Source organism: Cytobacillus sp. BC1816 (assembly GCF_051353635.1).
Classification (GTDB): Bacteria; Bacillota; Bacilli; order Bacillales; family Cytobacillaceae; genus Cytobacillus; species Cytobacillus oceanisediminis_C.
On record NZ_CP195611.1, the window covers coordinates 829,390 to 855,117 of the forward strand.

The 25,728-nt window shown below is 43.9% G+C and carries 26 protein-coding genes; 19 read left to right on the top strand and 7 right to left on the bottom strand.

Annotated features, from left to right (window positions below; translation table 11 throughout):
• The first annotated feature begins 78 nt into the window (after positions 1 to 78).
• The 6 genes from ACR42H_RS04475 (at position 79) to galE (ending at position 6,457) form a co-directional block, all read left to right on the top strand.
• Complete coding sequence (locus ACR42H_RS04475) at positions 79 to 546, top strand: hypothetical protein (protein WP_113882921.1); 468 nt, start codon at positions 79 to 81, stop codon at positions 544 to 546.
• 73 nt (positions 547 to 619) lie between these two features.
• The gene (locus ACR42H_RS04480; protein WP_436374859.1) at positions 620 to 1,309 is read left to right on the top strand and encodes a response regulator transcription factor; all 690 of its coding nucleotides are present in this window, start codon (positions 620 to 622) and stop codon (positions 1,307 to 1,309) included.
• 14 nt (positions 1,310 to 1,323) lie between these two features.
• On the top strand, positions 1,324 to 2,325 hold the full coding sequence (locus tag ACR42H_RS04485) for a sensor histidine kinase (RefSeq protein ID WP_436374860.1): 1,002 nt from the start codon (positions 1,324 to 1,326) through the stop codon (positions 2,323 to 2,325).
• A gap of 88 nt (positions 2,326 to 2,413) precedes the next feature.
• Positions 2,414 to 3,178 carry an ABC transporter ATP-binding protein gene (locus tag ACR42H_RS04490; RefSeq protein WP_436374861.1) on the top strand — a complete coding sequence of 255 codons (765 nt, stop codon included), beginning with the start codon at positions 2,414 to 2,416 and terminating at the stop codon, positions 3,176 to 3,178.
• Positions 3,153 to 5,015, top strand: coding sequence for an FtsX-like permease family protein (locus ACR42H_RS04495; protein ID WP_436374862.1), 1,863 nt, complete (start codon positions 3,153 to 3,155; stop codon positions 5,013 to 5,015). The genes ACR42H_RS04490 and ACR42H_RS04495 overlap by 26 nt, the downstream gene beginning before the upstream one ends.
• A gap of 434 nt (positions 5,016 to 5,449) precedes the next feature.
• Positions 5,450 to 6,457, top strand: a complete 1,008-nt coding sequence (gene galE, locus ACR42H_RS04500) for a UDP-glucose 4-epimerase GalE (protein ID WP_436374863.1) — start codon at positions 5,450 to 5,452, stop codon at positions 6,455 to 6,457.
• Here galE and galU read toward each other — a convergent pair.
• Positions 6,437 to 7,297 (bottom strand): UTP--glucose-1-phosphate uridylyltransferase GalU, encoded by an 861-nt coding sequence (gene galU, locus ACR42H_RS04505; RefSeq protein ID WP_113882926.1) that lies wholly within the window; start codon positions 7,295 to 7,297, stop codon positions 6,437 to 6,439. The two genes, galE and galU, sit on opposite strands and share 21 nt — an antisense overlap.
• A 130-nt stretch (positions 7,298 to 7,427) precedes the next feature.
• Here galU and ACR42H_RS04510 point away from each other — a divergent pair, with 130 nt between their 5' ends.
• From ACR42H_RS04510 to ACR42H_RS04520, 3 genes are read left to right on the top strand one after another with little or no spacing between them, the layout of a single operon-like run.
• Positions 7,428 to 9,101: a DUF6044 family protein gene (locus tag ACR42H_RS04510; protein WP_436374864.1), complete on the top strand. Its 1,674-nt coding sequence runs from the start codon at positions 7,428 to 7,430 to the stop codon at positions 9,099 to 9,101.
• A gap of 16 nt (positions 9,102 to 9,117) precedes the next feature.
• Positions 9,118 to 10,155: a glycosyltransferase family 2 protein gene (locus tag ACR42H_RS04515; protein WP_436374865.1), complete on the top strand. Its 1,038-nt coding sequence runs from the start codon at positions 9,118 to 9,120 to the stop codon at positions 10,153 to 10,155.
• Entirely contained in the window at positions 10,130 to 10,546 is a 417-nt protein-coding gene (locus tag ACR42H_RS04520) for a GtrA family protein (protein ID WP_243856182.1), read from the top strand. Before ACR42H_RS04515 ends, ACR42H_RS04520 begins: the two co-directional genes overlap by 26 nt.
• A gap of 133 nt (positions 10,547 to 10,679) precedes the next feature.
• Here the strand turns inward: ACR42H_RS04520 and ACR42H_RS04525 are convergent, their stop codons facing one another.
• Positions 10,680 to 11,213: an MEDS domain-containing protein gene (locus ACR42H_RS04525; protein WP_436374866.1), complete on the bottom strand. Its 534-nt coding sequence runs from the start codon at positions 11,211 to 11,213 to the stop codon at positions 10,680 to 10,682.
• Between the two features lie 570 nt (positions 11,214 to 11,783).
• Here ACR42H_RS04525 and ACR42H_RS04530 point away from each other — a divergent pair.
• Positions 11,784 to 11,984 (top strand): cold-shock protein, encoded by a 201-nt coding sequence (locus ACR42H_RS04530; RefSeq protein WP_009335135.1) that lies wholly within the window; start codon positions 11,784 to 11,786, stop codon positions 11,982 to 11,984.
• Between the two features lie 248 nt (positions 11,985 to 12,232).
• Here the strand turns inward: ACR42H_RS04530 and ACR42H_RS04535 are convergent, their stop codons facing one another.
• Positions 12,233 to 13,060 carry a MerR family transcriptional regulator gene (locus ACR42H_RS04535; RefSeq protein WP_436374867.1) on the bottom strand — a complete coding sequence of 276 codons (828 nt, stop codon included), beginning with the start codon at positions 13,058 to 13,060 and terminating at the stop codon, positions 12,233 to 12,235.
• A gap of 99 nt (positions 13,061 to 13,159) precedes the next feature.
• On the opposite strand from ACR42H_RS04535, the gene norA reads away from it, so the two are divergent.
• Together norA and ACR42H_RS04545 are read left to right on the top strand one after the other, a co-directional pair.
• A complete protein-coding gene (gene norA, locus ACR42H_RS04540; protein WP_436374868.1) occupies positions 13,160 to 14,347 on the top strand; it encodes a multidrug efflux MFS transporter NorA in 1,188 nt (395 codons plus the stop codon).
• A 91-nt stretch (positions 14,348 to 14,438) separates the two neighbouring features.
• A complete protein-coding gene (locus ACR42H_RS04545) occupies positions 14,439 to 14,882 on the top strand; it encodes an SRPBCC family protein (protein WP_113882933.1) in 444 nt (147 codons plus the stop codon).
• A 103-nt stretch (positions 14,883 to 14,985) separates the two neighbouring features.
• Here ACR42H_RS04545 and ACR42H_RS04550 read toward each other — a convergent pair whose 3' ends face one another.
• On the bottom strand, positions 14,986 to 15,135 hold the full coding sequence (locus tag ACR42H_RS04550) for a hypothetical protein (RefSeq protein WP_166672503.1): 150 nt from the start codon (positions 15,133 to 15,135) through the stop codon (positions 14,986 to 14,988).
• A 675-nt stretch (positions 15,136 to 15,810) separates the two neighbouring features.
• On the opposite strand from ACR42H_RS04550, the gene ACR42H_RS04555 reads away from it, so the two are divergent.
• Entirely contained in the window at positions 15,811 to 16,260 is a 450-nt protein-coding gene (locus ACR42H_RS04555; RefSeq protein WP_113882934.1) for a GreA/GreB family elongation factor, read from the top strand.
• A 222-nt stretch (positions 16,261 to 16,482) separates the two neighbouring features.
• On the top strand, positions 16,483 to 17,604 hold the full coding sequence (locus ACR42H_RS04560; protein ID WP_436374869.1) for an NADH-dependent flavin oxidoreductase: 1,122 nt from the start codon (positions 16,483 to 16,485) through the stop codon (positions 17,602 to 17,604).
• A 101-nt stretch (positions 17,605 to 17,705) separates the two neighbouring features.
• Here the strand turns inward: ACR42H_RS04560 and ACR42H_RS04565 are convergent, their stop codons facing one another.
• Both ACR42H_RS04565 and ACR42H_RS04570 read right to left on the bottom strand, forming a co-directional pair.
• Positions 17,706 to 18,167 carry a FixH family protein gene (locus ACR42H_RS04565; RefSeq protein ID WP_436374870.1) on the bottom strand — a complete coding sequence of 154 codons (462 nt, stop codon included), beginning with the start codon at positions 18,165 to 18,167 and terminating at the stop codon, positions 17,706 to 17,708.
• Between the two features lie 25 nt (positions 18,168 to 18,192).
• Positions 18,193 to 19,566 (bottom strand): PepSY-associated TM helix domain-containing protein, encoded by a 1,374-nt coding sequence (locus ACR42H_RS04570; protein ID WP_436374871.1) that lies wholly within the window; start codon positions 19,564 to 19,566, stop codon positions 18,193 to 18,195.
• A 189-nt stretch (positions 19,567 to 19,755) separates the two neighbouring features.
• Between ACR42H_RS04570 and ACR42H_RS04575 the strand changes: the two genes are divergently transcribed.
• The 5 genes from ACR42H_RS04575 to ACR42H_RS04595 all read left to right on the top strand — a co-directional run bounded on the left by ACR42H_RS04575 (position 19,756) and on the right by ACR42H_RS04595 (position 24,850).
• Complete coding sequence (locus tag ACR42H_RS04575) at positions 19,756 to 20,151, top strand: MmcQ/YjbR family DNA-binding protein (RefSeq protein ID WP_436374872.1); 396 nt, start codon at positions 19,756 to 19,758, stop codon at positions 20,149 to 20,151.
• Between the two features lie 418 nt (positions 20,152 to 20,569).
• Positions 20,570 to 21,769, top strand: coding sequence for a S1C family serine protease (locus ACR42H_RS04580; protein ID WP_436374873.1), 1,200 nt, complete (start codon positions 20,570 to 20,572; stop codon positions 21,767 to 21,769).
• A gap of 14 nt (positions 21,770 to 21,783) precedes the next feature.
• Positions 21,784 to 22,662: a peptidylprolyl isomerase gene (locus ACR42H_RS04585; protein WP_436374874.1), complete on the top strand. Its 879-nt coding sequence runs from the start codon at positions 21,784 to 21,786 to the stop codon at positions 22,660 to 22,662.
• 14 nt (positions 22,663 to 22,676) lie between these two features.
• On the top strand, positions 22,677 to 24,137 hold the full coding sequence (locus tag ACR42H_RS04590; protein ID WP_436374875.1) for an ABC transporter permease: 1,461 nt from the start codon (positions 22,677 to 22,679) through the stop codon (positions 24,135 to 24,137).
• Positions 24,138 to 24,151: 14 nt separating this feature from the next.
• On the top strand, positions 24,152 to 24,850 hold the full coding sequence (locus tag ACR42H_RS04595; RefSeq protein ID WP_436374876.1) for an ABC transporter ATP-binding protein: 699 nt from the start codon (positions 24,152 to 24,154) through the stop codon (positions 24,848 to 24,850).
• A gap of 144 nt (positions 24,851 to 24,994) precedes the next feature.
• On the opposite strand, the gene ACR42H_RS04600 is transcribed toward ACR42H_RS04595, so the two are convergent.
• A complete protein-coding gene (locus ACR42H_RS04600) occupies positions 24,995 to 25,612 on the bottom strand; it encodes a TetR/AcrR family transcriptional regulator (protein ID WP_436374877.1) in 618 nt (205 codons plus the stop codon).
• Between the last annotated feature and the right edge of the window lie 116 nt (positions 25,613 to 25,728).

Here is a 25,728-nt window from a genome sequence, read left to right on the forward strand (position 1 = left end):
AATAGGCAAAGAGTGTTTTCGAAGGATTGAACCCCTGCTCAATGCAAATAATATCTAAAAAGCTTTCCGGAGTAGAAAATGATCTTACAAATTTCCTCAGTTGTTGTGTTTAATTTAATATTATATAAGACCATTAAGGGGATCTCAGCCAATAAAATTGTCCATATTTGGGTTTTTACTATTGCATTCCAATTATTTTTTGATATTTTTATCGATTTGAAATACAAAGGATACTGGTACTTTACACAAGGAATAGATTGGATAGCATTTCCTGCTTACACAATCTTAATCCCGCCAGTAAATTTGATGTTTATCAATTGGTATCCTTTTAATAGCTCTTTCAAGAAAAAGGTACGTTACTTTATTATTTGGGAGCTCTTCCTGCTCAGCTATGAAGCTGCTGCCATGCTGCCTCATCCTTTTGGTTTCTTTCATTATGGATGGTGGAGTATATGGCATTCTGCCATTGTTAATCCGATTTTATTAACCATACTAATAGGGTATTACAAATGGATTAGTGTATTAGAAAAGAAAGCTTGTATCTAAAAAGGGCTGCAGAAGCAGCTCTTTTTTTCCCGTTCTCCTTATGGCATAATTTTCTAAGACAAGGAGTGAGAGGATGCAGAAAATATTCATTATTGAGGATGATCCGAAAATCGCGGAGCACCTGCAGTCACACTTAGTGAAGTATGGCTATGATGCTGCGGCTGCGGAACAGTTCGATGATGTGATGGGGGAGTTTCATAAGCATAAACCGGATCTTGTGCTCCTGGATATTAATCTTCCGAGCTTTGATGGCTATTACTGGTGCAGGCAAATCCGGAAGGAGTCGATTTGTCCGGTTATTTTCATTTCTGCACGGGTAGGGGAGATGGACCAGGTGATGGCGCTTGAGAATGGCGGCGATGATTTCATCACCAAGCCGTTTCATCCGGAAATTGTGATGGCGAAAATCCGCAGCCAGCTTCGCCGGGCCTATGGGGAGTATGCATCACAGGCCCAGGAACGAGTTCTGGAGGCAGAGGGATTGAAGCTGTTTCCTGAAAGGCTGGAGTTGTGTTTCGGTGATAAAACCGTTCCGCTGTCCAAAAAAGAAGCGGATATTATTGAGAATTTACTGGAGCGGTACCCGCGTGTGGCCGGGCGTGAAGATTTGCTGGAAAAACTTTGGGATGAACAGGTCTATGTGGATGAAAATACGCTGAATGTAAATATGGCGAGGCTACGAAAGAAATTTGATGCAATCGGGCTTTCAGGAGCGGTCGAAACAGTGAGAGGCGCAGGCTATCGTTTGGTCGTTACCTGGTGAAAGGCTGAAGAGAAATGAAACTATTCTTTAAAGAGCATGCGTTACTAATCGCTGTACAGATCGTTCAATTTTTTATAATTCTGGCTATCTATTGGCTGGATGGCTATCGTCATCTATTACCAGCCCTCTATGGCATCTTTCTTGGACTATTCTTTCTCACGGCCTATCTGGCATACCACTATTTTAGCCGCCGCAAGTTTTATAAGAGGCTGACGGAGGAACTTGCTTCCCTTGACGATTCCTTTCAAACAACAGAAAACTCACCAGTTTCACAGGCGCTTGATCACCTTCTGAAGGATCAGTACAGGCATTATCAGACAAGAATCAAAGAGCTGGAATCTAGGCAGGAGGAGCATCTGAAGTTTATGCATCAATGGGTTCATCAGATGAAAACACCGCTTTCTGTCATTGAACTGATTGCGCAAAACTTGGATGAACCTGACTCCTCCAGTATTCGTGAAGAGACGGACCGGATGAAAACGGGCTTGAACACCATCCTCTATATGGCGAGACTCCGGACAATTGAACAGGATTTTCATATCAAACCTGTACACTTGTCCAATATCATTCATGAAGTGAATGGCGAAAACAAACGGTTTTATATTCGGAACGGGGTGTATCCGAATCTCCTGCAGGAAAAGCAGGACATGATCGTGGAGACAGATGAGAAATGGCTGTTTTTTATGCTTTCTCAGCTGATCAATAATGCGGTCAAGTATTCCAGAGGGAAGAGCAATCGAATTGATATTTCCATTTTAGAAAAAGACGGAGAAGCTGTCTTAGAAGTGAAGGACTTTGGCGCCGGGATTCCGGAAGCGGACAAGCGCCGTGTGTTTGAACCTTTTTATACGGGTGAAAATGGACGGAAATTCAGGGAATCCACAGGTATGGGGCTGTACTTGACGAAGGAGGCAGCCGATCACCTTGGCCATCGCATTGAACTGGAATCCAAGATGGGGGAAGGGTCTCTTTTCCGGCTGATTTTTGGAAAAACACAGAACCTTACAGGCTTGTAAGGTAAGTGAAAGAAAAATCGATTTTTTTGAAATGGGTCTAGAAGATATACTGATCACAAGTCAACTGAATGTGAAAGGAGAACTTGTGATGCTAAAAGTGAAGCAAGTAAGCAAGATTTATGAAGGAAAAATCGCCTATCGTGCGTTAACGGATATTAACTTATCTATTGATGAAGGTGAGTTCGTCGGAATCATGGGTCCTTCGGGAAGCGGAAAAACGACACTGCTGAACATGATTGCCACTATTGATGAACCGACAACAGGGGAAATCCTGATAAATGAAAGAAATCCCCATGTTTTAAAAAAAGAGGCATTGGCCCAATTCCGCCGCCGTGAATTAGGATTTGTCTTCCAGGACTTCAACCTGCTTCATACCTTGACGGTTGAAGAAAATATAGTCCTGCCGCTAACATTGGACGGGAAAAAAGTGAAGGAAATGAAAGACAAGGCATACGAAATTGCTGAAAAACTGGGGATTATAGGCATTATGAAAAAGCGGACGTATGAAATATCAGGAGGACAGGCGCAAAGAGCTGCTGTGGCAAGAGCGATGATTCATACGCCGAAACTGCTGCTGGCGGATGAACCTACAGGAAATCTGGATTCCAAGTCTTCCAAGGATGTTATGGAAATGCTTGAATCGATTAATAAGACTGAGAAGACAACCATGATGCTCGTCACACATGATGCCCAGGCAGCGAGCTATTGCAACAGGGTCATCTTCATCCGGGACGGAAAATTCTATTCAGAGATACACCGCGGTGATAACCGACAGGCCTTTTTCCAGAAGATCATTGATACACTTTCTTTGCTTGGAGGGGATGCACATGACCTTTCGTCAGTTCGCGTTTAATAACGTTATACGGAACAAACGCTTATATGCAGCCTACTTCCTCAGCAGTTTATTTACGGTCATGGTCTTCTTTACCTTTTCGATTTTTGCGAATCATCCTGCATTAAGCGGGGATGGCATGAATTCAACTGTAACGAAGGGTATGAATGCAGCAGCAGGCATTATCTACGTGTTTTCGTTCTTTTTTGTTTTATATTCGATGAGCTCTTTTCTGCAATCCCGGAAAAAAGAGTTTGGGTTATTAATGATCCAGGGCATGTCCATGAAACAGATCCGTCTCATGGTGTTTTTGGAAAATATGCTGATTGGCTTACTGGCAACTCTAAGCGGAATCCTCCTTGGCGTTGTGTTTGCAAAGGCGATATTGCTGCTGGCTGAAAATGTGCTGATTATTGAGCGGGCACTGTCTTTTTATTTCCCAGTGAAGGCCATCCTGATCACCTTCATTTCTTTTATTATTTTATTTTTCTTTATCTCCTTATTTGTAACGTATGTTCTGCGCAGCAAAAAGCTGATTGAATTAATTAAGGGAAATAAAATGTCAAAGGGTGAGCCAAAAGCGAATCTTTTCTTAACGATGCTGGCTATCCTTTTATTAGGAGCGGGATATGCTGTTGCACTAATCGCAAAAGGGTTAGTCGTTGTAGCGGCAATGGTGCCGGTGATCATCGTTGTCTGCATTGGCACCTACCTGTTATTTACGCAATTAAGTGTTTATATTATTAGAAGATTAAAGAAAAATGAACGTGTTTTCTGGTTTAAAACCAATATGCTGCTGTTTTCAGATTTGGCCTTTCGCATGAAGGATAATGCGCGAACCTTCTTCATGGTTGCAATGGTTTCAACAGTTGCGTTCAGTGCAATTGGCTCTTTATTCGGATTTCAAACCGTGCTTACTTCAAACATAAAAAATGTCAATGCCACAACGTTTTCCTATAAAACATCTGAAGAAAATGAAGTGAAGAATGTTGAGTTTATCAATCAAACGTTAAAAGAAGAAAAGATTGAAGCGGATTCGGAGAATACTGTTTTACGCTACTTTGAAGTTGGCGGGGATAGCATTCTGATTGCTAGTCAATCCGATTTTAACGGCTTTGCAGCGCTCATTGACGAAGATCCGATTGACTTAAAAGACGGGCAAGTAATGACAGTGGAGTTTGAAGGGACCAACTTCGGGCAAACGAAGGAACTCCTGAATGAAACTATTACACTGAATTCCGGCACCGTTTTGAAGCCGAAGGAAGTCATTCATTCGAAAGCACTGCCGGCAACAGATTCCTATTTTATCGTGTCAGATGAAGACTATCAAAAGCTTCCTGAACCAGAGTTTCAGGAAAGCTATTACGCCTGGCAGGCAACAGATGGAGAGGAAAGGGTAATGGCTGCCTCTGAAAAGCTGTACAAGGAACTGCCAAGATATGAAATTACATCAGTAGACTACGAAATATATGAAATTATGAAAGGCTACGGGCCCATATTATTTGTCGGTCTGTTTATCGGGATTGTCTTTTTCGTATCAGCCGGAAGCTTCCTGTACTTCAGGCTCTACATGGACCTGGATGAAGATAAACAAAAATTCAGATCGATTTCCAAGATGGGGTTAACCGAGAAAGAGCTGAAAAAGGTTTTAAACAGACAGACTATGGTTTTGTTTTTCGCACCGATCCTCGTCGCTCTCATCCATGGTGCTGTAGCTCTGACAGCGTTATCGAACTTGTTCTACTTTAACCTATTTAAGGAATCAGTAGCTGTTCTGAGTGTTTTCCTAGCCATTCAGGTTGTTTACTTCTTTATTGTGCGCTTTTTCTATACGAAGCAGATAAAGGCGTCGATTTAAATTTAATAAAGAATTGAGGGGGCCAGACTAAATCTGGTCCTTTTTTAATACAGAGGAGAGTGGAATTGAGTAAACCTGGTGCTGATTCGGACATGAGAGGGAGAAAACTTGGAGATGCTGTCTGAATCAGGGCTTGCTTAGGATAGGAAATGAAGAGAACTGGTCTGAAGAGTCCGAACCTGATGCAACTTCGGGCAGGAGGAGTAGAATTCCGCGATATGTTGTCCGAACTTAGAGCAACTTCGGACAAGGGGAGGAGAGATCAGCGTGGTGTTGTCCGAACTTAGAGCTGCTTTAGACAGGAGAAGAAGAAATCCGAACAGGAGAGCCGAACCTGGTACTCATTCGGGGAATGAGGACTCCGCAGTTTTATCATACTTAACCTCACACCTGCATATAGAAAAGGGAAAGTAAATCTATACAGGAGTGATGGAATGGCAATCTTGGTTACAGGTGGAGCAGGTTATATTGGTTCACATATAGTAGATCTTCTAATACGAAAAGGGTATGAAACAGTGGTAGTTGATCATTTGGCTGCGGGCCACAGGCAGGCGGTTCATCCGAAGGCAGCTTTCTATGAGGGGGATATCAGGTCGCAGGATTTTCTGAATAGTGTCTTTTGCAGCGAACGAATAGAGGCAGTCTTTCATTTTGCGGCATCATCCCTGGTAGGGGCATCGATGAAAAATCCGCTCAATTACTATGATAATAATGTACTTGGTTCTCTTAACCTTCTAAAAGTTTTGGACACGCATAAGGTTAAACAGCTCGTGTTTTCGTCAACTGCTGCTGTATATGGTGAGGCGAAAAGCCAGCCTATACGGGAAGACGCGCCGCTCGAGCCTGCAAGCCCGTATGGCGAGACGAAGCTTGCCATTGAACGAATGCTCCACTGGTGGGCGCAGGCATCAGGAGCAAGGTTCGTGTCGCTCCGTTATTTTAATGCAGCAGGGGCAAAAGCTTCAGGGGAAATTGGCGAAGACCATCAGAACGAGACACACCTGATCCCGATTATCCTGCAGGCGGCACTTGGAAAAAGAAAATCTGTCTCCATTTTTGGAGATGACTATCCAACAAAGGATGGTACCTGCATAAGGGACTATATTCATGTAGAGGATTTGGCTGAAGCCCATCTGCTGGCACTCCGCTACCTGGAAGATGGAGGGGAAAGCAATGTCTTTAATCTGGGAGGCAGCAAAGGGATCTCTGTTAAAGAAGTGATTGAAACCGCAGCAGAGGTAACAAACAGATATTTTAAAGTTACGATTGCTCCCCGCAGGTCTGGGGACCCGGCAGAACTTGTTGCTTCATCAGAAAAAGCAAGGTCACTGCTGAAATGGAAGCCGCAAAAAACAAGTATCCGCCAGATCGTCGAGGATGCCTGGAGCTGGCACAGGTCCCATCCTGACGGATATCACAAATCAAAAGCGAGCTTGCTTTAAGTATAGTGAAAGCTTTTCCCTCAGCTCAGGTCTTTGCAGGGCATAATCAATCGAGGCTTTAAGAAAGCCGAATTTATCTCCAATATCATAACGGCTGCCCTGAATCAGATACGAATAAATGTTTTCCCGGCGAAGCAAAGCATGGAGGGCATCTGTCAGCTGCAGTTCGCCTTTGCTGTCGGGGCTTCCGTTTTCAAGCATATCAAAGATAGCCGGTGTTAAGATATAGCGGCCAATAATGGCATGAGCTGAAGGCGCCTTCTCAGCAGGGGGTTTTTCAACGAGGTTATCCACTTTATATAATAGTCCTCTCTGTTCTGAATAGCCGACAATTCCATATTTATTTACTTCGGACAGAGGAACTTCACTGCATCCGAGGATGCTTGCCCCCGTTTGGCTATACTGCTCAATCATTTGCAGCATGGCAGGAGGTTCCCCGTCAATGATATCATCGCCAAGGAGGACAGCAAACGGCTCCTTGCCAATGAATTTTCTGGCGCATAAAATGGCGTGCCCCAATCCGAGCGGCTCCTTTTGCCTGACATAATGGATATCAGCCAGATTGGTTATTTCGCGCACTTCCTCAAGCATTTCAAGCTTTCCGCTTTTCTGCAGCAGTAGCTCCATTTCAACCGACTTATCAAAATGGTCTTCAATCGCCCGTTTGTTTCTCCCGGTTATAATGATGATATCTTCAATCCCGGAAGCGATGGCTTCCTCCACAATGTATTGAATGGCGGGCTTGTCGACAATGGGGAGCATTTCCTTGGGCTGTGCCTTTGTGGCAGGCAGGAAACGGGTCCCGAGGCCTGCTGCAGGAATGACCGCTTTTTTAATCATAAAATTCCCCCCTTTCCACTCTATTTTTATGTCGGAGGAAGGTTGTATTATCCCTTCCTGAATATTTTGCTCCAGTACGTGAACCATAAAATTGTAAATAATCTTGAACCCAGAGGTGTAGAGATTGCTTTTGAAAAAAAATACAGCCGAGAAAAATCTCCTTATTCTGGCCATAATTGCACTGGCCCTTTTTGTATCCCCCCTGTACATATTAGGTGAAGACGCGCATATCCGCGTTCATGATAATCTTGACAGCAATCTGGCATGGTATAAAGTTCTGGCTGAAAGCGGACAGCTGACAGGACCGATTGACGCTGTCATTCCGCAAGTTATGAACGGAAATTTGTCCCGCAATGCGTTTGGCTCGGAATTTACATTAATTGTTTGGCTGTATGCCCTTTTTCCGCCGATGATTGCTTATGCACTCAGCCAGACGATCACAAGGGTGTTTGCTTTTATCGGTATGTATTTGCTTTTGAAAAAGCACTTTCTTAAAGAAGAAAAATGGGCGCCCATTACGATTGGGACAGCCCTTGCTTTTGCTTTCACGCCATTCTGGCCTTCCGGTATGCTGAGCACGCTTGGGATGCCGATTGCTCTGTGGGCCTTATTAAATATCAGGCAGGGGGAAAGGTCGTGGAAAAATGTCCTTGTATTAACCCTATTGCCTTTATATGCGAGCATTGTCCTTGGATTTTTCTTTTTTCTGAGTGCGATGGGGATCTTCTGGCTGACGGATGTCATCAGGAAAAAAGCATGGAATTGGCCATTTCTTTTATCGATTGTTTATATGACAGGGATTTTTTTCATCGTGGAATACAGACTCGTTTATTCCTTTCTTTTTGACGATGAGCCAAACAGCCGGGATGAGTACTTTCATGCGCGGCTCACTTTCTGGCATTGCGTCAGGCTGACATTCAAGAACTTTGCTCTGGGGCACCACCATGCAGCCTCGATGCATACTCTGGTCATTCTCCCGCTTATGTTTGTAGCCCTTTTTATGACGCTAAGGCAGAAAAAGGGGAAGAAGGACAAGGTGTTTTTGTTCCTGTTCTTTCTTAACTTTGCCCTATCAGCATGGTATGCCTTCTGGTTTTATAAAGGGTGGCTGCCGCTGACAGAGCGTTTTCATGTTCTTGATACTTTCAACTTTGCCAGGTATCACTTTTTAAGGCCGCTGGTTATCTATGTGCTTTTCGCGCTGACCTTGAAAATCATTTGGACTCATGGGCCGTTCTGGAGGCGGCTTGTTCCGATTTTTGTGCTGGCACAGGTCATGGCCGTTTCTTTTTTTAACGAGGAAATTCTTTTTCAGGATAGGCCAACGGTCAAGCAATTTTACGCAGAAGAGCAGTTCTCGGCTATTAAAGAATACATTGGGCTTCCGCAGGAGGATTACCGGGTGGCAAGCATCGGGCTACATCCGGCCATTGCCCAGTATAATGGCTTCTACACGCTGGACTCGTATAATAATTTCTACCCCTTAACATACAAATATCAGTTTCGGAAAATCATTGAGAAAGAGCTGGAAAAAAATAAAACACTCCGCATTTATTTTGATGAATGGGGCGGAAGATGCTATCTCTTCACGGACGAGCTTGGCAAGCATTATATGTTCAAAAAGCGGACGAAAAAAAGGCTGAAGAATCTTGAGTTAAATACAGAAGCCTTTAAGGCCATGGGCGGTTCCTATCTTTTTTCATCCGTCCCGATCGACAATGCGGAAGATAATCTGCTTCGGCTGGAGAAGGTTTTTGTATCAAAAAGATCTGTGTGGAAAATCTACCTTTATAAAGCCATATAAGCAGGAGGAATTAAGAATGACCAACCCAGTACTCACCATCGTAGTTCCTTGCTATAACGAAGAGGCGGTACTGCCGGATACAATTCATCAGCTGAATGGGCTGCTTGAAGGATTGTTGGGTGATGATCTTGTTTCTGATAAAAGCAAAATTCTGTTTGTCGATGATGGAAGCAGGGACCGGACCTGGCAGATCATTTATAAGCAGAGCCTGAATAACCCCAAAGTGCGGGGGCTGAAGCTTGCCAAAAATGCAGGACACCAGAATGCTCTGCTTGCAGGCTTAACAGCTGCAGGAAAGGTTTCGGATTGCACGGTGTCTATCGATGCCGATCTTCAGGACGATATTGCCGTGATCCGGGAGTTTATCCTGAAATTCCGCGAAGGATATGACATTGTCTATGGAGTAAGAAAAAAGAGGGACCGTGATACGTTTTTCAAAAGAAACACTGCACAGGGATTTTATAAAATAATGAAGAAAATGGGTGTCGATCTAATCTATAATCATGCAGATTTCCGCCTGATGAGCAAGCGTGCTTTGGAAGAACTGCAGCGCTATGAGGAAACCAATCTTTTTTTGCGCGGAATTGTGCCTTTGCTGGGCTTTAAAACGGCCAATGTTTATTATGACCGCAAAGAGCGTCTTGCCGGGGAAACAAAGTATCCGCTGAAAAAGATGCTGGCCTTTTCCTTTGAAGGCATTACTTCCTTTTCCGTTACGCCGATCCGAATGGTATTGGCATTGGGCATCGGCTCTTTTTGTATTAGCTTTTTATTTGGCCTCTACTTTCTTGGATTGCGCTATTTTGGTGAAACCGAAACCGGCTGGACCTCGTTGATCACTTCGATTTGGATGCTGGGGGGACTTCAGCTGACAGCCATTGGCCTGGTGGGGGAATATATCGGGAAGATCTATAAAGAAACAAAACGCAGACCTAAATTCTCAATTGAGATAGATGCGTTTAATCTGCCGATTTCCCGCCATTTGATCACGGACGGAGACCTTGATGATGAGCACGCGGACATTCCTTTTGGAACATTATCTGAAACGAACTAATACCTTTATTCGATTTTTGCTTGTGGGAATAGGCAATACAATTGTTGGGCTTTCCATGATATTTATGCTGCTGGATTTGGCGGGGCTTCCGTATTGGACTGCTACATTTCTGGGAAACAGTATGGGGGCAGCGGTCAGTTATTTTCTGAACAGAACGTTCACCTTCAGGAGCAGGGCCAGCCTTCAAAGCAGTGCGGTGCGCTTTATTCTTATTCTGTTTCTGTGCTATATTCTTTCTTATTCCATAAGCGGCATGGCTGCAGGGTATTTACAGACTTTTACTTTTTTTGGGCATAATGTTTCGCCGGAAGAAATGGCGGTTCTTTTAGGAGCAGGCATTTACACATCAACTAACTATATCGGGCAAAAATACCTCGTTTTTACTAAATAGAGAAACTAAAATGAACTGCCAACAGAGCAGGTTTTTGAGGGGGGGGGCATTGGGAACCAAATTAGTCTCACTTATTAAAGGTGAGACTAATTTTATTTACAGTAAAGCCTGTCTGCATTTTTTGTTGCTTCACTCATTCATTTAAAAGAAAGTTATGGCAAAATAGAAGCCTTTCTTTTAATTCATGACTAACCCTTTCTGAATCATAGGCACAAACAGATAGAAGTTTTGTTTTGGCAACGATTAGATCAGCTTCTTTTTCAGATACCGATAATTTTTTACTTACTTCCGGTTCATCACGCCATTCGACATGAGCCCAGCTCCGGACAGCTAAATCCTGTTCTGAATAACCTTCAATTAAGTTCGGAAGATAATCGAAAATAGAATTAACTCTAAAGTCCCCCTTGGCATAATAGAAGTCATAATTATTGACGAACATTACTTTTTCCAGGCAGTTATTATTCAACTTCTCTGTGAGACTTTTCTTAATCAATGGAGTCATTCGGTCATTTTCTATAATAATGGAGTATTCATTACGTTCTAAGCCGGAAAGAACAAATTCCATGACATTTGAAATATATTGATCCTGCTTCTTGGAAAAATATAATACATGTCCCTTAGTAAGGTCTTGAATTTCATGGACTTCTTTTAAATGTATACTTTCCAAATTTGCACCCCAATGAATTTTGACATTTTATGCCTGCCATTTCAGTTTATCATACATTGATATTAAAAAGGGTTCACAAGCGAAAGGAGAAATTCTTAATTCTTAAGCTCTGTTGATTGATTGTAAATAGAATGCAATAGTGTTACCCTGAAACGACATAGTGTCTTTCCTATGTAAAAAGGAGCGAATACACTATGCTTAGTAAGGAAGAAAACTTACTATTCATTAGAGAACTTGGACGTTTACAGGCTGATTTATACAACTGTAGCGATGATCAAGTACGCAACAGCATTCATCAGGATATTCTATTACTTCTTAAGGCACTATCAATGACTGCTATGAATTAGCAGTTTTTTTATGTTATTTTCGGAGTTTGTGCATGCTCGAATGGAGAAATGATGTTTTTCTTTGTGTGTTTTCTTGCATATAATTCAGAAAAGTGTTAATCTAAATAAGAATTATTTTTGTTCGGTGTAAAGGATAGTTTGAGTATAACTTTACGTCTTGATGATCACTGAGAGCAAGGATAGTAACACAATGTGTGTTTATACGCACAAGGAGGCAACAAAAATGGAAAATGGTAAAGTAAAATGGTTTAACAGTGAAAAAGGCTTCGGATTCATCGAACGCGAAGGTGGAGAAGACGTATTCGTTCATTTCTCAGCTATCCAAGGCGAAGGTTATAAATCTTTAGAAGAAGGTCAAGAAGTGACTTTCGATGTTGAGCAAGGTCAGCGTGGAGCTCAAGCAGCTAACGTGCGCAAAGCTTAATTAAAAAACCTCAGGGCAGGCTCTTTATGGGCCTGCTTTTTTATGTTTAGGAAAAATATATCGATGTGATATTCCTTTGGGAAAATGATCTGTTTCCAGGTCCAGCGCATAGCCCTTTGTTCTTGAAAATAAGGAACCCCGCTCACGGATGAGCAGGGCACATGTACACAGTAAATCAAATGGTAAACAAAGTGTATCATATTATTGCGAATTTTCCTAACATGCTTTGATAAAGAGCGGCAGAAATCCTATCCCCTGTCAACCTGCATCATAATTTTAGTGACGTAATGCTCCTTATTATTATGTACAACTGTATCATAAATGTATTCTTCAAAAACATGCTCTCCTAATGTTAAATGCAGCCTCTCCATCTCTGAGAAAAGCCGCTTATATGTATGGCTGATTGTTTTTTCGCTTCCAACATGATAGCCAATAAGGAAATCCCCTTTTACTGCCCGAAAATACGGATGTCCTTCCTTTGGGTTAGGCTGCTCAATATACAAATAGCTGTAATTGGAGAATTCCCCTTTCAGGACCTGCTCCCTCTTCGTAATAGACCCAATGGGATACCCTGAATCAAGCTGTGAGATCTGCAATTCATTAATAAAATCCGAGATGACCTCCACAAATTCTTCATCAGATATATTTTGGATGTTCCTGCTCAGATAGAGGGTTGCTTCCGGCAATGGCTGAAGCGTAATTCGATTAAAATCCAGCTGAGAAGCTTCTTCCATTAATCCGATTTTGGCCACGATCATTTTCTCCTTCATTTCGATTTCCTGCCGTTTTTTCACAATCTCTTCTTTTTTCCGGTACATGATGGTTAAAAAGCTTTCGGGCGATTTATTTTGCATATACTGCTGAATATCGTTAAGCGACATGCCAAGATCCTTTAATAAATCAATCACAAAAAATAACTCTAATTGGTGAATGGAATAATAGCGGTAGCCTTTTTCATTTTTCTTTACCGGGGACAAAATCCCGATTTGATCGTAATAAAAGATTGTCTGCTTGTTAACCTTGCAAAGCTTTGCGAATTCACCAGTCGTTAAATATTTGCCATCTTTTTTACTCATTTTTTACATCACTGCCCTTGACTATATAGTTACTATATACACTAGGATAAAACGTATAATTAAATCAAGTTTGACTGTTTTGTAAGGAGCATGATATAGATGAAGACACAAAAAATCACTTTAGGGTTATTATTGACGAATTTATTCATAGCCTTTCTGGGAATTGGATTGGTCATTCCTGTCCTGCCTACATTGATGAATGAATTGGGCATAACGGGCACAACGATCGGGTATTTAACAGCCGCATTTGCATTGGCCCAGCTTATTGTTTCCCCGTTTGCAGGGAGAGCAGCCGATAAATGGGGCAGGAAAATCATGATTGTTACGGGCCTTTTTATTTTCGGTTTATCGGAGTTTTTATTCGGGATCGGCGAAGAGATCGAGCTGTTATTCGTTTCCCGGATCTTGGGCGGAATTAGTGCAGCCTTTATTATGCCGGCAGTGACAGCCTTTATCGCGGATATCACGACGACGGATACCCGACCAAAGGCACTCGGGTATATGTCAGCAGCCATTAGTACGGGATTTATTATCGGTCCCGGCATCGGCGGATTTTTAGCGGAATTTGGAACACGCGTCCCATTTTTCTTTGCAGGAGCATTGGGTGCACTGGCAGCTGTGCTTTCGATGATTCTATTATCTGAGCCTGAACGCAGTGTAGAAGAGAATGAAGAAGGGGCTGCAGAGGGCAGAAGCGGCTTCCGACGCGTGATGGAGCCAAAATATCTCCTGGCCTTTATTTTGATTTTCATTGCCTCATTTGGGCTGGCCGCTTTTGAATCATTCTTTAGCTTATTTGTGGATCACAAGTTTGCTTTTAAACCATCAGATATCGCCATTGTGATCACGGGAGGAGCCATATTCGGTGCAATATCGCAAATCCTCCTGTTTGACCGCCTGACCCGGATTTGGGGCGAAATCAAACTGATCCGCTACAGCTTAATACTATCCAGCCTGCTTGTGTTCTTAATGACTGTTGTTCATTCCTACTTCGCGATTTTACTTGTAACCTTCATTGTGTTTGTAGGATTCGACTTATTCCGTCCGGCTGTCACTTCCTATCTTTCCAATATCGCAGGTAATGAACAAGGCTTTGTGGGCGGCATGAACTCAATGTTTACAAGCCTGGCGAATATCAGCGGACCAATTATAGGAGGGATGATGTTTGATATCGATATTAACTACCCATACTATTTTGCAACCGTCATACTGGCATTGGGGATTGGGTTGACCCTGGTATGGAAAAAACCTGCAGAGAAGGCAGCCAAAGTGGTAAAGGCTATATAGAAGCCTAATTAAAGTATCATTTCACAAAAATAAAAGAGTGCAGGTTATAATAAAAGAAGTATGAAATACCCTGAAAGAGAGTTGAGTTTTTCTGGATACTCAAATAACTGCTAAACTTAAAATAAATAAGCCAGCCAGTGAGGTGTTTGATGCCATAATAGACCCAGTTAAAATCGGTCATTTCTGGTTCTCATCAAGTTCCGAAAGATGGCAGCAAGGCAAGTCTATTACAGTGAAATATGATGAATATAATGCAGAAGGCATTTTAAATGTATTAGAAATTGAGGAAAACAAGAAAATCGTGTTTTCATGGGGCGGAGAAACGAATGAAGAAACAGTTGTTGCCATTACACTGAATGAGCCGGATCATTTGAGTACAATCGTTGAGGTGTACGAATCCGGTCTTGACGAAAGTGACCCTGAAGCCGTAAGCAAAATGCTGGGGCAAAAAGAAGGCTGGATCTATATGCTGACTTGCCTCAAGGGCTATTTGGAACATGGCATTACTGATTTGAGAGCATCATTAATCCATTAATAAGATTTCAGTTCTGTTATCGACTGGTACCAGGCCTAATGATTGGAAGGCTCGTTTATAAAGCAAAAAGAGTGAATTAAAGTCTAATTCACTCTTACCAGAATTAATTTTTAGCTCCATTATCAGGGTATGGCTGACCGTACCCTTCTACTTTCCCAGCACGTTCTCTTTCGTATTCTGAACCTGAACCTTGACGATTATCAACTGAGGATTTCGCTGCTTGCTTCTCTGACTTGCCGTTCTCACGTGACAATATCTTCACCTCCCATACACAGTTTAGATTGCTTAATAATTGTGAAACTATTCAATAGGGATAAGGAAACGTGCAGCAAGAGCGATTTTTGAAAAGAGGGAGAGGACACCTGTCCCTTTTTTTCTGTTCGGACAATAGAAGGTGGTCCTTAGGACAGGAATCTGAGAAAATCCGGGAGGAGTTCGAAGCTGGTTCTCCTTCGGACAAATTAGGTGAAAATCCCAGGCGAATAGTCCGAAGTTAGCGGAACTTCGGACACGAGAAGGAAAAATCCAAGTAAGGAGTACGAACCCGGCACCTAAATTCCAGCATGTGCAAAACGCGTTCCTGTAAAAGCAGGAGCGCTTTTTTTTGCCGAAATCGTCTTAGATAAAAAGTAAAAATAATACAAAAAGGAGAAGTAAAAGGGGAGAAGGATTGGTTTTTTCGCGGATTTACAAATGGTTGAATTTAATACTACACTCCTCGAAGGAATTCTCCGGGAGCCTGCCTATGATCCACAAGTCAACTGGCTTTTCAGGTGCATATATGCTATGTTGTAAATATATAGTAGACCTTTCTTTGTAAACGGGAAAGGTCTGCTTTTTATATATTCAAAAGAAGGATGGTGCATGGAAATGACAGTAGAATTGAAGTTTTGCAAGGTGTTTGATCCCAGCAGGGGGGTTATCTACTATGAACCATAGTCTTGAGGCACTTACAGAAAAAGAGTACTTTATTAAGCAGCTGACGTTTATTGATGAGAACTATCAGGATCTGAATAGCCTATATTTATCTTCCACTCCGCTCAAGGAGCGGAAAAAGGACTTCCTTAGTGTTTATGTAAATGAAGTGGAGCAATACATTGCACTTTGTAATCAAGCACCAGCAGAACCCCCTTTGCGAAAAGTATTGATTGGAACGAAAGTAACTGTGTTATTCGACGGGGAGGATGACCGGGAGGATTATCATATCTGCCTGCCCGACCAGTCTGACCCTGATAATGGCTGCATTTCATTCTTGTCCCCGGTTGGCCGGCAGCTTCTGTTAAAAAATATGGGTGAACAAACATCCTTGATTATCCCAAGCGGCCAGCTGGATGTAGTTATCGAAAAAATATCGTACTGGGACAAGGAGACAGGCTAACGGATATTATTTGGAGCGGAGGGATAAATTCGTCCCTCTGTCCCTGGCAGAAAGAGCTCGCGATTCAAATAATTGACTTCCTAAACTGTAACATATAACATTACAGTAATCTTTCGCTGCCCTCCTGCAGGGCAATGGTCATTTTGCGCAGTTTACGATGCGTAAACAGAAGGAATATATAACACACTAGGTTTGAAAGGTTATAAAAAGGAGTGTTTTTTTGTGAATCAAAGCTATAAACCGCTATTAGAATCTCTTCAGTTAAAAAATAATGCGGAGTTAAAAAACAGAGTGGTCCTGGCTCCGATGACTAATTTCTCATCCCACCCGGATGGAACGGTGTCAGATGCCGAGATCGATTATTACGTACGCCGCTCCAAAGGGGCAGGAATGGTGATTACGGCTTGTACAAATGTGACAGCCAACGGAAAGGGATTTCATGGTGAATTCGGCGGCGATCACGATGGGATGATTCCAAGTCTTTCGAGGCTGGCAGCCAGCATTAAAGAGCAGGGTGCCAAAGCAGTACTCCAGATTTTTCATGGCGGGAGGGAATGCCCTCCAGAGCTCGTTCCAAATGGGGAAACAGTCAGTGCCAGTTCGGTTGCATCTGAAGGAAGCGGCAACACGCCAAGAGCACTGACGGAAAAGGAAGTGGAGGACATCATTGCTGCTTTCGGCGAGACCACCCGCCGGGCCATCCAGGCAGGGTATGATGGCGTTGAAATTCATGGAGCCAATGGCTATTTAATTCAGCAGTTCTTTTCTCCGCATTCGAATCACCGTGAGGACCGATTCGGAGGCAGCCTTGAAAAGCGCATGACATTCCCTCTTGCTGTGGTAGACGCAGTCCAAAAAGCGGTAAAAGAACATGCGAAAGAGCCATTCATTGTCGGGTACCGTTTTTCTCCGGAAGAGCCTACTGAGCCAGGAATCACCATGGAAGATACTCTTCAATTGGTAGATGTGCTGTCAGATAAAGGGCTGGACTACCTTCATGTCTCCCTGATGGACTTCTGGTCCAAACCGAGACGAGGGGCTGATGAATCTAAGCCCAGAATTCAGCATCTGTTAGAAAAAATGAATAACCGCCTGCCGCTTATCGGAGTAGGGTCAATCCATACTCCTGATGAAGCTGTAAATGCACTGGAAACGGGAGTGGCCATGGTCGCCCTTGGCCGGGAACTGATTATGGAGCCGGATTGGGTGCAGAAGGTGCAGGAAGGAAAAGAGTCTGAAATTGCCACCACTTTATCCAAGAAGGATCAGGAAAAGCTGGTCATCCCAGATCCGCTCTGGCAGGCAATTGTAAACACTCCGGGGTGGTTTCCGGTTGTAGATTAATTGATTGGATAGCAGTGCCTTTATAATTAGTTTTAAAGGGCAGAAGTGACAGCCTTTACTGTCACTTCTGCCCTTTTGTTTTCATATTTATTCATCTTTCCTTAATGATGATGCCCCTGCACAGCTTCCTGCTTGGCTGTTCCTTCTTGCAGGAATTCCATGTCGCTTTTCGACAGCTCTCCCACAATAAACTGCTTTTGCGGCATAATCAGGCTGTCGCCTTGCTGGGCGTGTACTTTTACATAGTAAAGGCCATCCTTGTCAAAATCCTTGCTGATGCTGTAGACACCGCTGCCCTCATTGACTGCTTCCTCCATCCCATATTGGACAGTGCCGTCCAGCTTCCAAATTTCGAAATGAACAAAATCAGCATGAACAGCCGGTTTGCCGTCCTGTGTGAGAGTGGCTTTAATTGTTTCCCGTTCTCCAGCTGTAAAAGTGTCAGGTGTTTGTATTTCCAGTTTCAGCGGAGTTTCCTGTTTGTAAAGCTCTGCTGCATTCTTATCAAGTGAACATGCACTCAGGAAAGACAGCAGCAGGATCATAAAGATATATTTTTTCACGGCAATAGACTCCCTTATCCTAAACTTACACATTCAGAAACCTCTTTAACGCAGGGATTCTCCGGATCAAGGTTAAGTCAATCATCAAAACAGCGATGACCGATAAACCGACTAATGGGAAGAGGACTCCCATGGCAATTAACAGAAGGAAGAATCCCTTTGTGCTGTTAAACCCAGCTGTTTTTGGTGCGCCCATATCTTTTTGGGGCTTGCGTTTGAGCCACAGATAATATCCGCTTACCGCCACAAGGATGATGCCGAGGCAGATGAATAAACTGATTAATTGGTTAATCAGACCAAATTGTGTCCCCTTATGAAGCGTAATTCCCCACGCTACCAATTTCCCGATCCACCCGTAATGGTCATAGCGGTAATCTGTTAAAACCGCACCAGTATACTGATCGACATGCATCGTAATTTCATCCTGCGCTTTTGGCGGGAAGGCTGAAATTGTATACACTCCCGTTTTATCCTGTGGAATATAAATGGAATAGCTAGGATGGACGCCTTCCCGTTCTGCAGCAGAAACCACATCATCAATCGAAAGAGGAATAAATCCCTGAAGGTCTGACGCAGGCACGTCCAGATTTTCGGCAGCCCATGGAACATCGGCAATGTCTTTTGTTTGGATGGTTGATTGTGGTCCGCTTCCAACCCAGACAGAAGGAGGATAACCTTGCCCGGTATTGGTTGCCATAGACTGAAAATTGGTGCCCCAGAATCCGGACCACGGAAGTCCAGTCATGATTAAAAAGAGCATCCCCACTGTGACCCAAAAGGCAGGAACGGCATGTAAATCTCTTCTGAAAATCTTTTTCCCTCTATTCAGACGCGGAAAAAGGACGCCGCCCATGCCAGGCCTTTTCTTCGGAAACCATAAATACAGTCCCGTTACAATGAGCACGACTGCCCAGCAGGCCGCCAGCTCCACGATCCGGTCTCCCAGCGTGCCGGCCATCAGTTCCCCATGAAACTCTTCGATTTTATCCATAATCCGGTCTTCGCTGTTTAATTCCCCGAGGGACTCACCTGTATAAGGATTGATAAAAATAGTAAGTGATTCATCGTTATTCGCAATTCCGACTTCACTGGAACGATTTGCGCTTTCCCCGGGACGGTACACCGTCACTGCTGCATCCGGATAAAGCTTCTTCACTTCTTCAATTTGCTGGGAAGCGGGAATCTTTTCACCTTGAGGGGTCACATCGTAGTAGTCCTGATAAAGGACTCCCTCGATTTGCGGCTTAAATAAATAGATTGCTCCGGTTACCGCCAGAATAAAGAGAAATGGCGCAAAAATAATGCCCGCATAAAAGTGCCATCTCCAAACCGTTCTGTAAAGAGATGTGTTAGTCTGAGGCGGTTTCTGTATATCAGTCGTTTCTTTAACCATTTCCATGTCATCAAAGCTCCTCTTCGTCCATCTTCTTTTCATATCTTAAAAGGGGAATGTGAGAAATGAATGAAGTTTTGAAAAAAGGTTTTGGCAAAAAGCTGTCATAACAGACAGAAACTTTCTTTTTTAGACAAGGATTTCTAAGTATAGTGTTGAATATTGTCATTAAAGAATAGACAAGGGAGATTTAAAATGATCCATAAACAATTAAAATCACAAAAAAGCATAGAGATTCTGACAAAGATAAGGGAGATTGCCATTGGTTTTCCTGAAACCGCCGAGCATATAGATAAGTTTGGCCATACTTCATTTAGGATAAAAGATAAGCCTTTTGTTATTTTGGGAGAAAACGAAGAGGGCATTCCGTCCATTGCTATGAAAACATCGAAAGAAACACAGGAATTTTTAGTGCAGGAAGGCAGCCGTTTTTTTAAGACACCCTATATTGGGCAGCATGGCTGGACCTCGATTCTAGGTGATCATGAATTAGATTGGGTTGAGGCAGAAGGCTTGATAAAAGAAGCTTATTTGCGGACAGCGCCTAAATCCATCCTGAAAAGCTTGAAAATAGGGGGGAGTCCATCCTAGAAAAGTGCAGTCAACCCGCCTATTAATAAAAGGATGGTACTTGCTAGAATGGCGATTTTATCTGTGCGGCCAGATTTATCAAAAAGTCTAATAAACATTCTCCGCACCTCACTTTTTAGTTAGTTAAATAATAGTACAATTTGGGATTGAAAAGGATTCATGACATGCGCAGAGAAATTTTCTCTGGGCATTTTTTTGTGGAATCGGGTTCCTTACCTTTTGATACAGGCAGCCGCCAGTGACTTTAAGGGCACCTGATTTTCGAGGGGAGAATCCCTTCTTATTATGGAGATGGGGTCTTTTTTGAAAAAAAATCCACTTTGACATTCTCTTGACACATTGGGCCTTTAAAGTATGACTTGTAAGGCAAACGAAAACTAATTCAAATTCAAAATAGATAAGAAGGAAGTGTTTAATCATGACAGAGTTTAACGAAGAAAGCAGAACGGAAAATCGGACGGCGAAAAAACCGGTATGGAAAGGGTTCCTGTCAACAGTGGCGGCTGGTGTGCTAGGTTCGGCGCTTACGCTGACAGCCGTTCCATATTTCCAGGATGATACGCCGCAGGCAAAAGTTCCAGAAGAAGCTGGACAAGCTGAAAGCTCATCCAATCTCGATGTGACGCCAGTATCCTCCTCATCCAATTCCCTGGCGGATACCATTGAGCAGGCATCGAAAGCGATTGTCGGCGTTGTGAATATGCAGCAGCAAAACAATAATCCGTTCAGCCAGTCGAGTGAAGCTTCAGAAAGCGGCACGGGTTCGGGGGTTATTTTTAAAAAGACTGATGATGCGGCATACATTGTGACCAATAACCATGTGATTGAAAATGCGAGTAAGATTCAGGTGACATTGCATGATGGGGAGAAGGAAACTGCAGAATTGATTGGAACCGATGCCCTGACAGACATTGCGGTGCTGAAAATCAAAGGGGATGTAGACGCTGCAGCCATGACGTTTGGCGATTCTTCCAAGCTGAGAGCCGGCGATCAGGTGCTGGCGATCGGCAATCCGCTTGGCCTGGATTTATCGAGAACGGTGACACAGGGCATTGTGAGTGCAGTGGACCGCTCTATTGAAGTGAGCACTTCTGCAGGGGAATGGAACTTGAATGTTATTCAAACCGATGCAGCGATTAACCCGGGCAACAGCGGCGGCGCATTGATGAATACAGCCGGCCAGCTGGTCGGGATCAACAGTCTGAAAATCGCGGATAGCGGAGTGGAAGGCCTTGGGTTTGCAATCCCAAGCAACGAAGTCAAAACACTGATTGATCAGCTGATTAAAAGTGGACAAGTGATCCGACCGTATCTTGGCGTTGGATTGGCAAGCTTTGATGAAGTGCCGCCTCAATATTTGCGCAATCTTCCTGATGGGGTGACTAGCGGAGCGATTGTGGCGAATGTGGATCCGGATTCGGCCGCTGCCAAAGCCGGACTTCAGGTAGAGGACATTCTCGTCAGCATTGGCGGAAAGCAAATTACGAATTCCGGAGATTTGCGCAAGCATTTATACAGCGGTTTTTCGATTGGCGATAAGGTGAAAATCGAATTTTACCGCGGGGGCGAATTGAAAACGGCGGAAGTCACGCTGACAAGCAATCAGAAAGCGAATTAGGAGAGGGGAACAGGATGAAGAATAAGAAAGTTTTCTATTGGATTTTAGGCAGTGTATTAACAATCGGGGCAGCGGCAGCCATCTTTTTTATAATAAAGGAGGATGATGCTGCTGCGACCGTAAACGGGGAAGAAATCAGCAGGGATGAGCTGCATGAGCGTCTCGTTGACCAGTACGGGCAGGAGCTTCTCGATTCGCTGATCACCGAGAAAGTGATTGATCAGGAAGCGAAGAAGGAAAATGTGAAAGTGACACAGGAAGAAATAGATAAGGAAAAGGCTGTATATGCAGAGTCATACGGCGGGGAGGATGCTTTAAAGCAGACGCTCCAATCAAGCGGCCTCTCGATGGCTGATTTTGAGGAGGATATCGAATCCTACCTGGCAACGAAGAAGCTTCTGGAACCAAGGATTGAGATTTCAGAAGAAGATATGAAAACCTATTTTGACGAAAACAAAGAAAGCTTTGCCCAGGAGGAACAAGTATCAGCGAGCCATATTTTAGTAGAGCATGAGGAAACAGCAAAGGAAGTCATCGGGAAACTGGATGATGGCGGCGATTTTGCAGAGCTGGCGGCTGAATACTCGACCGATGAAAGCAACAAAGATGCTGGCGGAGACCTCGGCTTTTTCGGGAGGGGAGACATGGTCGAAGAATTTGAGGAAGTTGCCTTCGCACTCGAGCCTGGCAAAATCAGTGAACCCGTTAAAACGGAATATGGCTATCATGTCATCAGGGTAGCAGAAAAGCAGGAAGCCAAAGAAGCAGTTTATGAAGATGTGAAAGAAGAGGTTAGAAACACATTATTTGAAACAGAGATGCAGACTGAATACACAGCATGGCTGGAAGAGAAATTTGAAGAGTATGAGATTAAGAATTATTTAGAGGGCTGAGGGGAATTTTTAAGATGAATTTTTTAAAACGAGCGTTCTTAAGCGTGAAGGCCAGAAAAGGGAAAAGCATTCTGCAGATCTTCGTATTTACCGTGATTTGTGTATTAGTGCTGGCTGGACTATCGATCCAGACAGCCGCCGAAAAGTCGGGAGATCTTGCTCGCCAGAAGCTGGGGGCGGATGTCACCCTGCAGGCAGATATGGAAAAACTGAGAGAACAGGCGATGTCCGAGCAGCAAAGCGGAGGGGAGCGGGTACGTTTCCAGTCAGTGCCTGTCCCGCTTGATGCCGCAGAGGAACTGGCTTCTTATGACCAGATAAAAGGCTATAATTTCTACTCATCCACCACTGGGCTGGCCTCCGGTTTTGATCCGATTGAAAGTGATTCGGCTGCCTCTGACACATCTGAGGAAAGCAGTGAAGGGCAGGAGCCTGGGAGAGGCATGCCGGGCGGAATGATGCAGGGGGATGTGAGCCTGCAGGGGGTTGCATTTACAGACTCGGTTGCGGAGTTTATGGATGGAACCTCCTCGATTGTTGAAGGAACCGGAATCACTGAGGAGCATATCGGGAAAAATGTCACGCTGATTGAACAGACATTGGCGGAAGAAAACGAGCTGGGAGTTGGCGATAAGATTACCGTCACGAACCCACGTGATGAAACGGCTGAAATGGAGCTTGAAGTGATCGGAATCTATCAAACAGCTTCTGCCGGATCTGATCAGGCGATGGATTTTACAGCACTGAATCCTTATAACAAGCTGTACGTTCCATACACTGCTGCTGCAGCACTAAAGGGATCTGACTATGAAAATACAATCGATAGCGCCATCTACTACATAGATGATCCTGCCGATATGCAGAGCTTTATCGATCAGGCAAAAGCAGAGAGCAGCATCGATTTCGAAACGTTCAAGCTTGATGCCGATGACCAGCTTTATCAGCAGATGGTCGGCCCGATTGAGAATGTAGCCGGATTTTCGAAAAATATTGTGTACTTGGTGTCCATTGCCGGAGCGGTCATATTGGGTCTGATCGTTATGATGTCGATCCGTGAGCGGAAGTATGAAATGGGCGTCCTGCTGGCGATCGGGGAAAAAAGGTGGAAGCTCGCAGGCCAGTTTATGGCGGAAATTTTAGTCGTGGCTGTTTTATCGCTCGGCATTGCCACAGCGAGCGGCAATGTGGTGGCGAGCCAGCTTGGCGACCAGCTCCTGAATCAGGAATTGGCATCAGCAGAACAGACGAATACACCGGAATCCTTCAGAGGAAGGGGCATGGGCGGCTTTGGACCGGAAATGATGCAGGCTCAGGAATCAGTGGAGAGGGTAGATGAAATGAATGTCCAGGTGACGGGGGAAGATCTTGGATTCCTTGCGCTAATAGGCCTCGTGATTGCGGCATTGTCGGCATTATTGCCTTCCTTATCCGTATTGCGCCTTCAGCCAAAAGCCATTCTAAGCAAGCAGGATTAAAAGGAGATGGAAAAATGAATTCATTGCTGGAATTTAAAGATATCAGCTACTGGTATAAACACGAAAATAAAAAACACGATATCTTGAAAAATATAAATGTGAGTTTCGAAAAAGGGAATTTTTACAGTATAATCGGGCCGTCCGGATCCGGGAAAACGACATTCCTTGCTCTGGCCAGTGCCCTGGATGTTCCGAAAGGAGGAGAAGTTCTTTACGAAGGAAAGGATATCCGAAAAATCGGGCTTACGCGGTTCCGGAACAAATATGTCTCGATTGTTTTTCAATCTTATAACCTGCTTCCGTATATGACGGCTCTTCAGAATGTATTAACGGCGATGGAAATTACAGGTTCTACTGCGAAAAATAAAAAGGCGGTTGCTGTGGAGATGCTGAAGCGGGTCGGGATTTCTGAAATCCAGGCCCGGCAAAAAGTGCTTACTTTAAGCGGCGGCCAGCAGCAGCGTGTGTCCATTGCCCGGGCTTTGTGCTGTGACGCCGAGCTCATTGTGGCGGACGAACCGACCGGCAACCTGGACGAAGAGACGGCCCGGGAGATTGTCGGGCTTTTACGGGCACTGGCCCACGAAGAAGGGAAATGCGTGATCGTTGTTACCCACGATCCCGACATTGCGGGAGATTCGGATGTGGTTGTGAAGCTTTCGAAAGGGAGTATTACGGTAACAGCGAATGAACCTGAGCTTGTTTCGAATTGAAAAAAGGTGCCTTTTCCTGACGGAGAAGGCACCTTTTTTGACTTTAAAAAAGACAATGGAATGGGAAGTGGCCCATATAATCGAAGAGTGGCAATTAAATAAAGCAAAGTTGGATCGTAAAATGAAAAAGTGGCACATGAATCTTTATTCGTACAGCCCGCCCGTATACATGCTCGTCAGATTCACAATCACGTCATCCATCTGATACTTCTCCTCATTCATCACCAGCTCCCACATGAACATCTCATTCGAATAAAACCATCCTCTCGCGGTAAGGGCCGGATCGAGGTGCTCTTTGGCGAGCTTTTGCGCCTGGGCGTAGCGGATATCGACTGAAATCCGCTCGATGAAGCGTTCGCGGATTCTATACCATTTACCCTCTATCTCAGGTGAGACGCCGATTGCCTCTTTTACGACCTTCATCATGTCCCGCTCGTCCAAAGCCAGCTGCAGGAACAGCCTGACCTGATTCTTAATATTTTCATATGCCTCTTCTTTGGCCTGCGGCTTAAAGGGCATCTCTGCCACTTCGTAAAATTGGTTCATGAGATCTTCCATTAAGGTAATGAAAAGCTCATCTTTATTTTTAAAATAGACGTACGCCGTTCCGTAGCCAGTTTTTGCTTTTTTGATTACTTGGGAGATGGTTGCTTTCTGGAAGCCGCTTTCGAGAAAAACTTCTTTTCCGGCCTGGAGAAGCCTTTGGCGTGTTTTCAGGGCCTGCTGCTGCCTTGCCGGCAAATGATCTATCGGGTTCTTCATTTATTTCATTCCTTTGTTCATTTTCTGGCAACTATACTGACATTATATCATTGACATAGTGTCAATCAAACAATATAATTTTCGTAAATAATAAATATTCTGAAAGGTTGGAAATC

Bases quoted from the DNA above. Each gene is read 5' to 3' on its own strand.
- ACR42H_RS04515 (WP_436374865.1), top strand. From the start codon at position 9,118: ATGACCAACCCAGTACTCACCATCGTAGTTCCTTGCTATAACGAAGAG.
- ACR42H_RS04600 (WP_436374877.1), bottom strand. From the start codon at position 25,612: ATGAAGAACCCGATAGATCATTTGCCGGCAAGGCAGCAGCAGGCCCTG.
- ACR42H_RS04495 (WP_436374862.1), top strand. From the start codon at position 3,153: ATGACCTTTCGTCAGTTCGCGTTTAATAACGTTATACGGAACAAACGC.
- galE (WP_436374863.1), top strand. From the start codon at position 5,450: ATGGCAATCTTGGTTACAGGTGGAGCAGGTTATATTGGTTCACATATA.
- ACR42H_RS04590 (WP_436374875.1), top strand. From the start codon at position 22,677: ATGAATTTTTTAAAACGAGCGTTCTTAAGCGTGAAGGCCAGAAAAGGG.
- ACR42H_RS04490 (WP_436374861.1), top strand. From the start codon at position 2,414: ATGCTAAAAGTGAAGCAAGTAAGCAAGATTTATGAAGGAAAAATCGCC.
- galU (WP_113882926.1), bottom strand. From the start codon at position 7,297: ATGATTAAAAAAGCGGTCATTCCTGCAGCAGGCCTCGGGACCCGTTTC.
- ACR42H_RS04475 (WP_113882921.1), top strand. From the start codon at position 79: ATGATCTTACAAATTTCCTCAGTTGTTGTGTTTAATTTAATATTATAT.
- ACR42H_RS04480 (WP_436374859.1), top strand. From the start codon at position 620: ATGCAGAAAATATTCATTATTGAGGATGATCCGAAAATCGCGGAGCAC.
- ACR42H_RS04530 (WP_009335135.1), top strand. From the start codon at position 11,784: ATGGAAAATGGTAAAGTAAAATGGTTTAACAGTGAAAAAGGCTTCGGA.
- ACR42H_RS04595 (WP_436374876.1), top strand. From the start codon at position 24,152: ATGAATTCATTGCTGGAATTTAAAGATATCAGCTACTGGTATAAACAC.
- ACR42H_RS04485 (WP_436374860.1), top strand. From the start codon at position 1,324: ATGAAACTATTCTTTAAAGAGCATGCGTTACTAATCGCTGTACAGATC.
- ACR42H_RS04535 (WP_436374867.1), bottom strand. From the start codon at position 13,060: ATGAGTAAAAAAGATGGCAAATATTTAACGACTGGTGAATTCGCAAAG.
- ACR42H_RS04570 (WP_436374871.1), bottom strand. From the start codon at position 19,566: ATGGAAATGGTTAAAGAAACGACTGATATACAGAAACCGCCTCAGACT.
- ACR42H_RS04575 (WP_436374872.1), top strand. From the start codon at position 19,756: ATGATCCATAAACAATTAAAATCACAAAAAAGCATAGAGATTCTGACA.
- ACR42H_RS04585 (WP_436374874.1), top strand. From the start codon at position 21,784: ATGAAGAATAAGAAAGTTTTCTATTGGATTTTAGGCAGTGTATTAACA.
- norA (WP_436374868.1), top strand. From the start codon at position 13,160: ATGAAGACACAAAAAATCACTTTAGGGTTATTATTGACGAATTTATTC.
- ACR42H_RS04555 (WP_113882934.1), top strand. From the start codon at position 15,811: ATGAACCATAGTCTTGAGGCACTTACAGAAAAAGAGTACTTTATTAAG.
- ACR42H_RS04580 (WP_436374873.1), top strand. From the start codon at position 20,570: ATGACAGAGTTTAACGAAGAAAGCAGAACGGAAAATCGGACGGCGAAA.